Consider the following 13,779-nt stretch of genomic DNA (forward strand, 5'->3'; position numbering starts at 1 on the left):
TGTTGTTCGGTCTTTGGCTGGATAAAATACCAGTATGCAACGGCGCAAAGTCACGCTCAAGCTGTATCCCAATGCCGCGCAAGCTGCGCGGCTGGAGGCGTGGACGCGGCTGCACTGCGAGTTGTACAACGCGGCACTGGAAGAGCGCATCGACGCCTGGCACAAGGCCAGGAAGTCCATCTCTTACTACGAGCAGCAAAACGCGCTGCCACAGATCAAGGCGGATCGGCCTGAGTTCGTGGAGCTCGGCAGTCATGCCTTGCAGCAGACGCTGCGGCGGCTGGATCTCGCCTTCCAGTCGTTCTTTCGCCGGGTCAAAGCTGGTCAAACGCCCGGATTCCCTCGGTTCAAATCCGCGAAGCGGTTCGCGGGCTTTGCCTATCCCGACCCGGCTGGCTGGAAGCTCATGCAGCACGGCGGCCGTGGTGCCACGCTTCGGTTGGGAAGCGGCGATGCGGCCCTGTCTATCCGGGCGCGCGGGCGTCACCGCTTTGGGGTTGAGGCCAAACCCAACGACATCACCCTCACGCGCAAAGGTGGTGGGTGGTTCGTGTCGGTGACGCTGCGCGTGCCCGAGTCGGCCTGTGCGCGGCAGCGCGCGGATGATCAGCGCCGTGGCGTGGACTTCGGTGTCACCCACTGGGCGACATTCGACGATGGACGGACCATCGATAACCCGCGCTGGGTGCGCGAGGAACTGCCGCACCTTGCCGCGCTGCAGCGGCAGCGCGCCAGGAAGAAGAAGGGATCGCTGCGCTTCAAACGGCTCGGGCGTCGCATCGCACAACTGCACGACCGGATTTCCAATCTGCGCCGGGACTTCGTGCAGAAGGAAACAACCAGGATGGTGCGGCAATGCGCCGTCCTGGCGACCGAGCAATTGGCCCCGAAGACCATGAGCCGCAGCGCGAAGGGCACGGCGGATGCACCGGGCCGTCGCGTGCAGCAGAAGGCCGGACTCAACCGGGAAATTCTCTCGGCCGCGTTCGGCATGGCGCATCCGATGCTCGCGTACAAAGCGGAAGAAGCTGGTACGCGACTGCATCTGAGCAATACGCGCCAGATCAAACCGTCGCAGCGGTGCTCCGCCTGTTGGGAGATCGTGCCCAAGACGCTGAGCCAACGCATGCATGTGTGCCCGTGCGGGCACACGGCGCCGCGCGACCAGAACAGCGCAATGGTGGTGCTCATCGACGCATTCAACACGCAGGACACGTCTGGGACGGGCGTGGCGGCGAGACCGAAACCTCTGCCACGGCAACGTGGCAAGTCCAAGTCTGTGACCCGCGAAACCCCCACTACAACGCTATGCGTTTAGCGGCGGGAGAGTTCATGCGACTTCCCGTCATCAGGTAGACTTATGGTTTTCACGGCGCGGAACGGTTTCTTCTGCGTTCGCTAGTCTTTTTACAGGAAACTTTGCAGATGAGTCTCGACAAGAGCAACACGGCGCAAATCGTCGCCGACAACGCGCGTGCGCCCAAGGACACGGGATCCCCGGAGGTCCAGGTGGCACTGCTTACAGCCCGCATCAATGAATTGACCGGGCATTTCAAAACCCATGCGAAAGACCACCACGGGCGCCGTGGGCTGCTCAGGATGGTGAGCCGTCGTCGCAAGCTCCTGGATTACCTCAAGTCCAAAGATGCGGAGCGTTACAAGGCGCTGATCGTCAAGCTGAGCCTGCGCAAGTAAGGTGGTGGATGAGCCTGGGCGCCTGCGTTGAGTTTTCGACCCAGGCGCCCTGTTGTTGTTCGGGGCGCATGGCGTTCATGCGCCGTTTTGATGAGGGAGGTACTGCTGTGTCATTCCAGGACAGCTTTTCGCCAAATTGCACGGATGAAGAGTTGCGCTGGAATGGCATTGTGCTTCCCGCCTGGCCTAGCCCCTCAAAGGTTGGGTGCTGAATGGGGTGCGGGAATTGTCCCCTGCCTATGAAATGGAGTTCACGATGTTCAACAAAATAACCAAGACTTTTCAGTGGGGTGCGCATACGGTCACCCTCGAGACCGGCGAAATTGCTCGGCAGGCGGGCGGTGCGGTATTGCTGAATATGGACGACACCGTGGTGCTCGCTACTGTGGTCGCGGCAAAGACGGCGAAGCCGGGGCAGGATTTTTTCCCGCTCACGGTCGATTACATCGAAAAGACCTACGCGGCAGGCAAGATCCCCGGTGGGTTTTTCAAGCGAGAGGGGCGACTGAGTGAAAGTGAGACGCTGACGTCGCGCTTGATCGATCGCCCGATCCGCCCGCTGTTCCCTGAGGGCTTTTACAACGAGGTGCAGGTGGTCATCCACGTCCTGTCACTCAACCCTGAGGTCGAGGCGGACATTCCGGCGATGATCGCGGCAAGCGCCGCACTGTCTGTTTCGGGTATTCCATTTGACGGCCCGATCGGTGCGGCTCGCGTGGGCTATATCAACGGTGCGTATGTGCTTAATCCAAGCAAGGCGCAAATGGCCGAGTCGCGGCTTGACCTCGTCGTTGCGGGCACCGAGGCAGCCGTGCTGATGGTGGAATCCGAGGCCGAGCAGCTTGCGGAAGATGTCATGCTTGAAGCGGTGATGTACGGCCACCAGCAGATGCAGTTGGCGATTGACGCCATCCATGATCTCGTGCGTGAAGGTGGCAAGCCGGCATGGGACTGGAAGCCCGAGGCGCGCGACGAGGCACTGATCGCCCGGATTGACACAGTCGCGGGCGAGGGGCTGCGTTCCGCCTATAAGATCACGCAGAAGCAGGCGCGAACCGATGCGCTGCGCCAAGTTTATGCTCAGGTGCACGAGGCCTTGGCTGCCGACGGGGCCGTGGTGGATGCCGCCAAGGTGGAGTCCATTCTTTTTGACATGGAGGCGCGCATTGTGCGCGGCCAGATCCTCAACGGCGATCCGCGCATCGACGGTCGTGATACACGCACCGTACGCCCGATCACGATTCGTACCGGGGTGTTGCCGCGTACACACGGCAGCGCGTTGTTCACCCGGGGCGAAACGCAGGCATTGGTCGTCGCGACCCTAGGTACCGATCAGGATTCCCAGATCATCGATGCCCTTGGGGGCGAATACCGTGATCGTTTCCTCCTTCACTACAACATGCCTCCGTTTGCCACGGGCGAAACGGGCCGCATGGGCTCACCCAAGCGCCGCGAAATCGGGCACGGTCGTTTGGCAAAGCGCGCGCTGCTCGCCGTGCTGCCCAAGAAGGAGGATTTCGCCTACACGATGCGCCTGGTCTCGGAAATTACCGAGTCCAACGGCTCCTCGTCGATGGCGTCCGTCTGCGGTGGGTGCCTAAGCCTGCTTGATGCGGGCGTCCCGTTGAAGGCACACGTGGCTGGCATCGCAATGGGTCTCATCAAGGATGGCAACCGTTTTGCGGTCCTCACGGATATCCTCGGCGACGAAGACCATTTGGGAGATATGGACTTCAAGGTGGCCGGGTCGGCCATCGGAATCACCGCGCTGCAGATGGACATCAAGATTCAGGGCATCACCCGCGAGATCATGCAGGTGGCACTGGCGCAGGCGCGCGAGGGCCGTATGCACATTTTGGGCTTGATGCAGCAAGCCGTGGGTGGTGCGCGCGCCGAGGTCTCGCCCTACGCGCCGCGCCTCTACACCATGAAGATCAATCCTGAACGCATCCGCGACGTAATTGGTAAGGGCGGCGCCGTGATTCGCGCGCTCACCGAAGAAACGGGCACGCAAATTGATATCGCCGAAGATGGCACCATTACCGTGGCCGCTACCGATGCGCAGCAGGCCAAGGAAGCCATGCGCCGGATTGGCGAACTTACGGCCGAGGTTGAAATCGGCCAGATTTATGAAGGCACTGTGGTCAAGCTGCTCGATTTCGGTGCGCTGGTTAACGTGCTTCCCGGCAAGGATGGCCTGCTGCACATTTCGCAGATTGCCAATGAGCGCGTCAACAAAGTCTCCGATTATCTGCAGGAGGGGCAGAAGGTGCGCGTCAAGGTCATCGAGACGGATGACAAGGGCCGTTTTCGTTTGTCGATCAAGGCATTGTTGGGGGATGGCGAACCAGCTCCGCAGCCCGCGAGCGTCGAGCCTCAGCAATCCTGAGATTCAGTAGCGTGTGGATAGCCACTTAGCGCGCTTGCCATGAACATGCTCGTTGCCGAAATTACTAAACCTGGGCCACCCGATGTGTTGCGCTGGGTGGATCGCGCTGTGCCCGAGCCGGGGCCTGGGGAGGTTTTGTTGCGCGTGCGTGCGTTCGGGATCAATCGTCCCGATATTCTTCAGCGCAAAGGGCTTTATCCGCCACCGCCTGGAGCTTCGGATATCCCGGGTCTAGAAGTCTGCGGCGAGGTGATCAAGGGTGATCTCGCCGGGTCCGATCTGTACGCAGGCCAGAAGGTGTGCGCATTGCTCACAGGGGGAGGCTACGCCGAATTTTGCGTTGCCCCTGTTGGGCAATGTCTGCCCGTACCCGAAGGGCTGAGTGACGCCGAAGCCGCTGCCATACCCGAGACCTTCTTTACCGTTTGGCACAACGTGTTTGAGCGCGGCGCGCTCAAACCCGCCGAGCTGATTTTGGTGCAAGGGGGGGCAAGCGGCATTGGCACGACAGCGATTCAACTGGCTCGCGCCATGGGTTCTCGAGTCTGGGCTACCGCGGGCTCCGATGAGAAGTGCAAGGCTTGCCTGGAGCTGGGTGCCGAGCGAGCGATTAATTATCGTTCGCAGGATTTCGCCGAGCAGGTGCGCGAGCACACTGATGGACGAGGGGCCGATGTTGTGCTCGACATGGTCGGTGGCGATTATGTTGCCCGTGAGGTCGGTTGTCTGGCCGAGGACGGCCGCTTGGTCATCATCGCGGTTCAGGGTGGGGCGACAGCTGCGTTCGACGCCTCGCTGCTCATGCGCCGCCGCTTAACCATCACGGGCTCCACGCTGCGCGCGCGTAGCGTGGCGTTCAAAGCTGGCGTGGCAAGGGCGCTCCGCGAGAGGGTTTGGCCGTTGATTGCTGCTGGGCGCGTCCGGCCCCGCGTACATGCGGTGATGCCGGCCGAACGGATCGCCGAGGCCCATGCATTGATGGAAAGTGGTCAGCACATCGGCAAGATCGTGCTGACTTGGCCCTAATAGACACAAGCCGTCAAAAGGAAACAATACGACATGCGTCGCAAGATGGTTGCTGGAAACTGGAAGATGCACGGCTCGCTCGCTGCCAATGAGGTTCTCCTCGGCGATCTCACTGCGGCGTCTGCACGGCTCACTTGCGATGTCGTGGTCTGCGTGCCTTTTCCCTATCTGGCACAAGCGCAGCGAAGGCTTGCAGGCAGCGCGATCGGACTTGGCGCACAAGACTGCTCGGTGCACGAGCAGGGCGCCTACACCGGGGAAGTCTCAGTCGCAATGTTGCACGAATTCAGCTGTGGCCACGTCATCGTGGGCCATTCTGAGCGCCGGGCGTATCACGGGGAAACTGACTCCGCTGTAGCGGCCAAGGCGCAGCGTGTGCTTGCAAGCGGGATGACGCCGATTGTCTGTGTGGGTGAGACCTTGCAGCAACGCGAGCGAGACGAAACTGAAGCCGTGGTGGGTATGCAGCTTGATGCCATCCTGCATCTCCTGGGCGATCGTATGCACGATCTGATCCTTGCTTATGAACCGGTTTGGGCCATAGGCACGGGGCGCACAGCAAGCCCCCAACAAGCTCAGGATGTCCACGCATTCATCCGCCAGCGAGCTCAAAGGCATTGCCAAGGCGCGGCCCGAACGCGCATCCTCTATGGCGGCAGCGTCAAGTCTGCCAACGCCGTCGAGCTCTTTGCGCAGCCTGATATCGACGGAGGCTTGATTGGAGGAGCGTCACTCAACGCCGTCGAGTTTCTCGCCATTGCTGACGCGGCAAGCGCTGCAACCTGAGGTTGGACACGGTCCTTCACCTGATTTTCATCATGCATATCGTTCTCAATCTAATTCTTATCGTTCAAATTCTCGCGGCGCTGACCATGGTCGGCCTGATTTTGATGCAACACGGCAAAGGCGCTGACATGGGGGCGTCGTTCGGTTCCGGTTCCTCAGGCAGCCTGTTTGGTGCCACCGGCTCGGCGAACTTCCTCAGCCGCAGTACTGCAGTCGCCGCTACGGTGTTTTTCGCGTGCACCCTCGCGCTGGCGTATTTCGGAAATCTACCGGGCGATAGTGGCGGGTTGATGAGCAAACTTGCAGGGGCGGGGAGGCCGTTGGTTTCCGCGTCTGCTCCTGCTGGGGCCGGGCCATCGGCCGCCAGTGCGCCCGCGGGCATTGCCCAGATCCCTGGCGCCGGCGAGGTTCCAGCTGCGGGCAAGGCACCGGCGGCGCGCGCAAGCGACGTCAAGCAACCTTGATGGTGCAATGCACAACACGTTTTTTGCGGGGTGTCAACCCCTCGCAGGCTGGAAACTTGCCATCGCGCAAATGAATCAGAACAGACGTTGCCTGAACCTTCCCAAGGCCGTTAAAATATTGAGTTTGGTCGCATAAGTGCCCGGTTACATACGATTTATGCGATTGCGTCTTGCCGACGTGGTGAAATTGGTAGACACGCTATCTTGAGGGGGTAGTGGCGAAAGCTGTGCGAGTTCGAGTCTCGCCGTCGGCACCAAGTTTGTTGCAGTACATCAAAGAAAGAACAACGGATCCCGCGTATGGTGTACCGGGAGTGAGTGGGTGGGTTGGTCGCGAAACGCCGGCCAGCTTGAATCAACGAAGCCACAAGGAGGAGAGCCTGATGTTTCTCGAGCAGTACTTGCCGGTTTTGCTCTTCATCCTGGTTGGTATCGGCGTGGGCATCGGTCCCTTAGCGCTGGGCCGTCTTCTGGGTCCGAGTCGCCCCGATAGTGCAAAGAACGCCCCCTACGAATGCGGGTTCGAGGCGTTTGAGGACGCCCGTATGAAATTTGACGTGCGTTACTACTTGGTCGCCATTCTTTTTATCCTGTTCGACCTCGAGATTGCCTTCCTTTTTCCCTGGGCTGTCGTCATCAAGCAGGTAGGTCCCATGGGTTTTTGGGCGATGATGATCTTCCTGTCCATTCTGGTGGTGGGCTTTATCTACGAGTGGAAGAAAGGAGCGCTGGACTGGGAGTAATCTGAGCCAGCAGCCAAGGACCAATTATGAGCATTGAGGGTGTACTGAACGAGGGCTTCATCACTACCTCGGCTGACAAGCTGATCAACTGGACACGCACAGGCTCGCTCTGGCCCATGACCTTCGGGCTTGCCTGCTGCGCAGTTGAGATGATGCATGCAGGTGCGGCACGCTATGACCTGGATCGCTTCGGCATCGTGTTTCGCCCGAGTCCACGGCAGTCTGATCTGATGATTGTCGCCGGCACGTTGTGTAACAAGATGGCGCCCGCACTGCGCAAGGTCTACGACCAGATGGCAGAGCCGCGGTGGGTTCTCAGCATGGGGTCGTGCGCCAATGGTGGCGGCTACTACCACTACTCGTACTCAGTTGTGCGCGGGTGCGACCGAATCGTGCCGGTGGACGTCTATGTGCCCGGTTGTCCACCAACGGCCGAGGCGCTTCTGTACGGTTTGATTCAGTTGCAGAACAAGATTCGCCGCACGAACACCATTGCGCGCTGAGCGCAGTCTTTCGCATCACGACCGCCACTGCCCGATGCCCAGCAAACTCGAACAGCTTCAGCTCGATCTCCAACAGCAATTGGGCGCGCGCATTGCGTCCTTGTCTGTGGGGAAGGGCGAAATGACAGTCGATTTACATCACGCTACCTATCTGGAGGCATGCAACATCCTCCGCGACCATGAGGCCCTGCTGTTCAAGCAGCTCATTGATCTCTGCGCGGTGGATTACCAAGGTTACGCGAATAGCGCTTGGTCAGGGCCGCGCTTCTGCGTGGTGTTGCACCTCCTTTCCATCGATCACAACAAACGCGTACGGGTGCGTTTATGGTGCGCTGATGACAGCCTTCCCGTGGTGCCTTCGGTTTGCGACATCTGGAGCAGCGCCAACTGGTACGAGCGCGAGGCTTTTGACCTGTATGGTGTCATCTTTGACGGGCATAACGACCTACGCCGTATCCTGACCGATTATGGTTTTATCGGCCATCCGTTCCGCAAGGATTTCCCGATCAGCGGCACTGTGGAAATGCGGTACGACCCTGAGCAGAGGCGCGTCATCTATCAGCCCGTGAGCATTGAACCGCGTGAAATTGTCCCGCGCATCGTGCGCGAGGCCGGTTATGGTGGTATGGGCTCCGCTAAACCGGCAGCCTCCACGACCTGAACGCCATGGCTGAAATCAAGAATTACACCCTCAATTTCGGACCCCAGCACCCCGCCGCGCATGGCGTGCTGCGGCTGGTCTTGGAACTTGACGGCGAGGTCATACAGCGTGCGGACCCGCATATCGGGCTTTTGCATCGGGCGACCGAAAAGCTGGCCGAAACACGCACCTACATCCAGGCGTTGCCTTATATGGACCGTCTCGATTACGTGTCCATGATGTGTAACGAGCATGCGTATGTGCTGGCTATCGAGAAGCTGCTGGGCGTGGACGTGCCGATTCGTGCGCAATACATCCGAGTGATGTTTGCTGAGATCACGCGTCTGCTGAATCATTTGCTCTGGCTTGGCGCGCATGGCCTCGACTGCGGCGCGATGACGATCTTCCTGTACGCGTTCCGCGAGCGTGAGGATCTGTTCGATATGTATGAGGCTGCCTCAGGTGCGCGCATGCACGCTGCCTATTTCAGACCCGGTGGCGTGTACCGTGATTTGCCTGAGCAAATGCCGCAATACCGTGAGTCAAGTGTGCACGGTCCTCGTGATGTGAAGGCCTTGAACGCGAACCGGCAAGGTTCCTTGCTCGACTTCATCGACGATTTCACGCAGCGCTTTCCCAAATACGTTGATGAATACGAAACCCTCCTGACCGACAACCGCATCTGGAAGCAGCGCACGGTGGGTATTGGCGTGGTGTCCCCAGAGCGCGCCCTGCAGATGGGTTTCACCGGCCCCATGCTGCGTGGCTCCGGCATTTTGTGGGATCTGCGCAAGCACCAGCCCTACGATGTCTACGATCGTGTCGATTTCGATATTCCAGTGGGCAAGGGCGGCGATTGCTATGACCGATATCTCGTGCGCATGGAAGAGATGCGGCAGTCGAACCGAATCATTCAGCAATGTGTCACCTGGTTGCGTGCAAACCCGGGTCCAGTCATCACCGACAACCACAAGGTGGCGCCCCCATCGCGCGTTGAGATGAAGACCAGCATGGAGGATCTCATTCACCACTTCAAGCTGTTTTCCGAGGGGTTCCATGTGCCAGAGGGACAGGCCTACGCTGCGGTGGAACATCCCAAGGGCGAGTTTGGCATCTACATCGTGTCGGATGGCGCGAATAAGCCCTTCCGTCTGAAAATCCGTGCTCCCGGTTTCCCGCATCTGGCGGCCATGGACGAAATGTCGCGCGGCCACATGATCGCGGATGCCGTGGCCATCATTGGCACGATGGATATCGTGTTTGGCGAAATCGATCGGTAAACCTCATGCTGTCAGAACCCACCCGCCAGCGCATCGACCGCGAACTGGCCAAGTATCCCGCAGACCAGCGGCAGTCGGCGGTCATTGCGGCACTTTCCATCTTGCAGCAGGAGCGCGGATGGATTTCACCGGACACCGAGAGCGAACTTGCCGCGTATATCGGGATGCCACCAATTGCCGTGCACGAGGTGGTGACCTTTTACAACATGTTCAACACGAAGCCGGTCGGGCGCTACAAGCTCAACGTTTGTACCAATCTGCCGTGCCAGTTGGGCGGCGGTGCGCGGGCCATGCAGTACCTCAGTGCAAAGCTGGGGATCGCTCCTGGAGAGACCACCAACGACGGCATGTTCACGCTGCAGGAAAGCGAGTGTCTGGGTGCCTGTGGCGATGCTCCAGTGGCCCTTGTCAACGATCGCCGGATGTGCAGTTTTCTCAGCAATGAGCAAATTGACCGCTTAATTGAATCGCTGTGCCACGAAGCCAAGCAAGGGGGCGTGGCATGAAATTCGGGACCTCTACCGGCCTTGAAACCTGCTTTCACGGTCGCCATGTCGAGCCACAAATCTTGCGGGGACTGAATGGCAAGAACTGGGCTCTGCACGATTATGCGGAGCGGGACGGCTACAAGGCTTTGCGCAAAGTCCTCGGCGTGGACGGCCACCCTGGCATGACGCCAGAGCAGGTGATCGCTGAGGTGAAGCTCTCAGCCCTGCGGGGTCGCGGTGGCGCTGGCTTTCCAACAGGGCTGAAGTGGAGCTTTATGCCCCGACAGTTCCCGGGCCAGAAGTACTTGGTGTGCAATTCGGATGAAGGGGAGCCTGGCACCTTTAAGGATCGCGATATTCTGCGATTCAACCCGCATATCGTCATTGAAGGCATGGCCATTGCAGCCTATGCGATGGGAATCAGCGTCGGCTATAACTACATTCACGGCGAGATTTTTGAGGACTACGAGCGCTTCGCGGAGGCGCTCGAAGAAGCACGTGCCGCTGGATATCTCGGCAACAAAATTCTTGGTACGGACTTCAGCTTTGAGCTCCACGCCTCGCATGGATTCGGGGCCTACATCTGCGGCGAGGAAACCGCGCTGCTCGAATCGCTTGAGGGCAAGAAGGGGCAGCCCCGCTTTAAGCCACCGTTTCCGGCCAGCTTTGGTCTGTACGGCAAGCCGACCACCATTAACAATACCGAAACCTTCGCGGCGGTGCCTTGGATCATCCGCAATGGCGGCCAGGCATATCTCGATGTAGGCAAACCCAATAACGGTGGTACCAAGATTTATTCAGTTTCGGGAGATGTGGCCAATCCCGGCAACTACGAAGTGCCCATGGGCATGCCATTTGCAAAGCTGTTGGCTCTGGCTGGCGGTATGCGCGAGGGCAGGGCGCTGAAGGCGGTCATTCCTGGCGGCTCGTCGGCACCGGTGCTTCCGTCAAGCATCGTGATGGACTGCACCATGGACTACGACTCAATCGCAAAAGCCGGCTCCATGTTGGGGTCGGGGGCGGTCATCGTGCTCAACGATACGCGCTGCATGGTCAAGTCGCTCGAGCGACTGTCGTACTTCTACCAGCATGAATCCTGCGGCCAGTGCACGCCTTGTCGCGAAGGCACGGGCTGGCTTTATCGAATGGTTCACCGAATCGAACATGGCCAGGGCCGGCCCGAAGATCTCGATGTGCTGAACTCGGTTTCTGACAACATCGCTGGACGCACCATCTGTGCCCTTGGGGATGCGGCGGCCATGCCCGTGAAATCGTTCATCAAGCATTTTCGAGCTGAGTTCGAACATCACATTGAACACAAGACCTGCATGGTGCACGAGCATGTTTAAGAACGGGACGGAAATCCTGATTGCCCTGCCGCATCGTATGCACACGAGGTTGATACGACATGGTTGAATTGGAAATCGATGGTCGAAAGGTCGAGGTGCCCGAGGGCTCCATGGTTATGGAGGCGGCGCACAAGCTTGACATCTATGTTCCTCATTTCTGCTATCACCCCAAGCTGTCCATCGCGGCCAACTGCCGTATGTGCTTGGTGGATATCGAGAAGGCGCCCAAGCCACTCCCCGCTTGCGCCACGCCGGTCGCGCAGGGCATGATCGTTCGCACCCATTCCGACAAGGCTCTGCAGGCGCAGAAGGGTGTGATGGAGTTGCTGCTGATTAACCACCCCTTGGATTGCCCCATTTGTGACCAGGGCGGTGAATGCCAATTACAGGACTTGGCCGTGGGCTACGGGGCATCGACGTCTCGCTACCACGAGGACAAGCGCGTGGTGTTCCACAAGAACGCTGGCCCGCTTATCGCCATGGAGGAAATGACCCGCTGCATTCATTGCACCCGATGCGTGCGCTTTGGTCAGGAAGTGGCCGGCGTGATGGAACTGGGTATGGCCATGCGCGGTGAGCATTCTGAGATCACCACATTCCTTGAAGGCTCCATCGACTCGGAGCTTTCAGGCAACATGATCGACATTTGTCCTGTGGGCGCACTAACCAGCAAGCCCTTTCGATTTGCGGCCCGGACGTGGGAGCTCACCCGGCGCGCGTCGGTCAGTCCGCACGATAGCCTCGGCACGAATCTCGTCATGCAGGTGAAGAACAACCGCGTGATGCGCGTGGTGCCGCAGGAAAACGAGAACATCAACGAGTGCTGGATTTCGGATCGCGACCGGTTCAGCTACGAAGGTTTGAACAGCTCCGAGCGACTCACCCAGCCGATGATCCGCGACGGCGATCAATGGCGGGACGTGGATTGGCCCACAGCCCTATCCTATGTGGCCAATGGTCTCAAGCGCATCATTGATGCGGGCGGGCCGGGGCAGCTGGGCGCGCTGGCGTCCCCTGTCAGCACGGTCGAGGAGCTTTTTCTGGTTAGCAAGTTGGTGCGCGCGCTTGGTAGCGAAAGCGTCGACTTCCGTCTGCGTCAGTCCGACTTCTCGCAGGATGGAGACAGTGACGACCGCATTCCCTCTTTGGGCCTACCGGTCGCCGATGTGCGCCATCTTCAGTCGGCGTTGATCGTTGGATCGTTGCTGCGCAAGGACCATCCCCTGCTTGCCGCCAAGCTGCGGCGCGCGAGCAAATCCGGCGGCAAGATCAGCGTGGTGCATGCTGCTGACGACGATCTCCTGATGCCACTGCACGCCCGACTCATCGCGCCGCCGAGTGCATGGGTCAACCGGCTTGCTGAGGTGGCTGCGTGCGTGGCGGACCAGGCCGGCGTCGCTCGTCCTCAAGTTCTTGAGGGAATGCAGCCATCCGAGGATGCGCAACGCATCGCGCAGAGTCTGCTATCTGGCGAACGCAAGGCGGTTCTGCTTGGGAACGCGGCGGCCCAGCATCCGCATGCACGTGATTTGGACATCCTGGGGCGCTGGATCGCCGAGCACACCGGTGCAAGCTTCGGCTACACGGTGGAAGCGGCGAACACCGTGGGGGCATATTTAGTCGGCGCCAAACCCGGGTCCGGCGGCCTGAATGTGGCGCAAATGGTGCAAAAACCCCCGGCGGCCATGCTTCTTTTGGGCGTCGAGCCCGAGTTCGACATGCAGGACGGCGCTGCCGCAGCAGCAGCAATGCGCGCGTGCGGTTTTGTTGTGGCGCTATCCGCCTACCGTGGCACGGTCGCCGATTACGCCCAGGTCCTGTTGCCGATTGCGCCCTTCAGCGAAACCGCGGGCGCGATCGTCAACTGTGAAGGGAGTTTGCAGACGTACAGCCCGGTCGTTGGACCGGTCGGACAGTCGCGGCCTGCGTGGAAGGTGCTGCGCGTCTTGGCCGATCAGCTCGGCTTGCCGGGTTTTGAGTACGACACCGTGGAAGCCGTGCGCGATGCCGCTTTGCATGGCGTGAACATTGCAGAGCGCCTTCAGTCGCACACCGGAACGGAATTGCCCGCCTCCCTTGCCTTGCAGGGCGAGGCGCGAGGTTTGAGCGATTTTGAGCGCCTTGCTGAAGTGCCGATCTATTTCAGCGATGCAATCGTAAGGCGCGCCGCTTCGCTGCAGCAAACCCGCGATGCACGCTTGGCAGGGCAGATCGCGCTCGCCCCTGATGCATGGCAGCGGCTCGGGCTGCAGTCCGGGGACCGTGTGAAGGTGCAGCAGGGAGCCGCCACCACCGAGTTATCGGTGAGGTTGGACAATGGCTTGGCGACGGGCGTGGTACGTATTGCCGCGGCGCACCCCGCCACCGTTGGCCTCGGCCCCATGTTCGGCGCAGTTTCTGTGCACAAGGCCTGACC

General features: G+C 59.9%; 13 protein-coding genes and 1 tRNA gene. All 14 read left to right on the forward strand.

What is annotated here, in order from left to right:
* Nucleotides 1-34 precede the first annotated feature (34 nt).
* Nucleotides 35-1,318 (forward strand): RNA-guided endonuclease TnpB family protein, encoded by a 1,284-nt coding sequence (locus CD04_RS0101185; RefSeq protein ID WP_031403997.1) that lies wholly within the window; start codon nucleotides 35-37, stop codon nucleotides 1,316-1,318.
* Nucleotides 1,319-1,425: 107 nt separating this feature from the next.
* Nucleotides 1,426-1,695, forward strand: coding sequence for a 30S ribosomal protein S15 (rpsO, locus tag CD04_RS0101190; protein ID WP_031403998.1), 270 nt, complete (start codon nucleotides 1,426-1,428; stop codon nucleotides 1,693-1,695).
* A 256-nt stretch (nucleotides 1,696-1,951) separates the two neighbouring features.
* The gene (gene pnp / locus CD04_RS0101195; protein WP_031403999.1) at nucleotides 1,952-4,084 is read left to right on the forward strand and encodes a polyribonucleotide nucleotidyltransferase; all 2,133 of its coding nucleotides are present in this window, start codon (nucleotides 1,952-1,954) and stop codon (nucleotides 4,082-4,084) included.
* Nucleotides 4,085-4,129: 45 nt separating this feature from the next.
* Nucleotides 4,130-5,110, forward strand: a complete 981-nt coding sequence (locus tag CD04_RS0101200; protein ID WP_031404000.1) for an NAD(P)H-quinone oxidoreductase — start codon at nucleotides 4,130-4,132, stop codon at nucleotides 5,108-5,110.
* 33 nt (nucleotides 5,111-5,143) lie between these two features.
* Complete coding sequence (gene tpiA / locus CD04_RS0101205; protein ID WP_031404001.1) at nucleotides 5,144-5,896, forward strand: triose-phosphate isomerase; 753 nt, start codon at nucleotides 5,144-5,146, stop codon at nucleotides 5,894-5,896.
* A gap of 32 nt (nucleotides 5,897-5,928) precedes the next feature.
* Complete coding sequence (gene secG, locus CD04_RS0101210; RefSeq protein ID WP_031404002.1) at nucleotides 5,929-6,360, forward strand: preprotein translocase subunit SecG; 432 nt, start codon at nucleotides 5,929-5,931, stop codon at nucleotides 6,358-6,360.
* Nucleotides 6,361-6,532: 172 nt separating this feature from the next.
* A tRNA-Leu gene (locus tag CD04_RS0101215) sits at nucleotides 6,533-6,617 on the forward strand.
* Nucleotides 6,618-6,743: 126 nt separating this feature from the next.
* A complete protein-coding gene (locus CD04_RS0101220) occupies nucleotides 6,744-7,103 on the forward strand; it encodes an NADH-quinone oxidoreductase subunit A (RefSeq protein ID WP_031404003.1) in 360 nt (119 codons plus the stop codon).
* 26 nt (nucleotides 7,104-7,129) lie between these two features.
* Entirely contained in the window at nucleotides 7,130-7,606 is a 477-nt protein-coding gene (locus CD04_RS0101225) for an NADH-quinone oxidoreductase subunit B family protein (protein ID WP_031404004.1), read from the forward strand.
* 34 nt (nucleotides 7,607-7,640) lie between these two features.
* Nucleotides 7,641-8,267, forward strand: coding sequence for an NADH-quinone oxidoreductase subunit C (locus tag CD04_RS0101230; RefSeq protein ID WP_031404005.1), 627 nt, complete (start codon nucleotides 7,641-7,643; stop codon nucleotides 8,265-8,267).
* A gap of 5 nt (nucleotides 8,268-8,272) precedes the next feature.
* Nucleotides 8,273-9,526, forward strand: coding sequence for an NADH-quinone oxidoreductase subunit D (locus tag CD04_RS0101235; RefSeq protein ID WP_031404006.1), 1,254 nt, complete (start codon nucleotides 8,273-8,275; stop codon nucleotides 9,524-9,526).
* Nucleotides 9,527-9,531: 5 nt separating this feature from the next.
* Nucleotides 9,532-10,032, forward strand: a complete 501-nt coding sequence (gene nuoE, locus CD04_RS0101240; RefSeq protein ID WP_031404007.1) for an NADH-quinone oxidoreductase subunit NuoE — start codon at nucleotides 9,532-9,534, stop codon at nucleotides 10,030-10,032.
* Entirely contained in the window at nucleotides 10,029-11,363 is a 1,335-nt protein-coding gene (nuoF, locus tag CD04_RS0101245) for an NADH-quinone oxidoreductase subunit NuoF (RefSeq protein WP_031404008.1), read from the forward strand. Before nuoE ends, nuoF begins: the two co-directional genes overlap by 4 nt.
* A 59-nt stretch (nucleotides 11,364-11,422) precedes the next feature.
* Nucleotides 11,423-13,777, forward strand: a complete 2,355-nt coding sequence (gene nuoG / locus CD04_RS0101250; protein WP_031404009.1) for an NADH-quinone oxidoreductase subunit NuoG — start codon at nucleotides 11,423-11,425, stop codon at nucleotides 13,775-13,777.
* Nucleotides 13,778-13,779: the final 2 nt, after the last annotated feature.

The organism is Thiomonas sp. FB-Cd (assembly GCF_000733775.1).
In the GTDB taxonomy this organism is placed as follows: domain Bacteria; phylum Pseudomonadota; class Gammaproteobacteria; order Burkholderiales; family Burkholderiaceae_C; genus Thiomonas_A.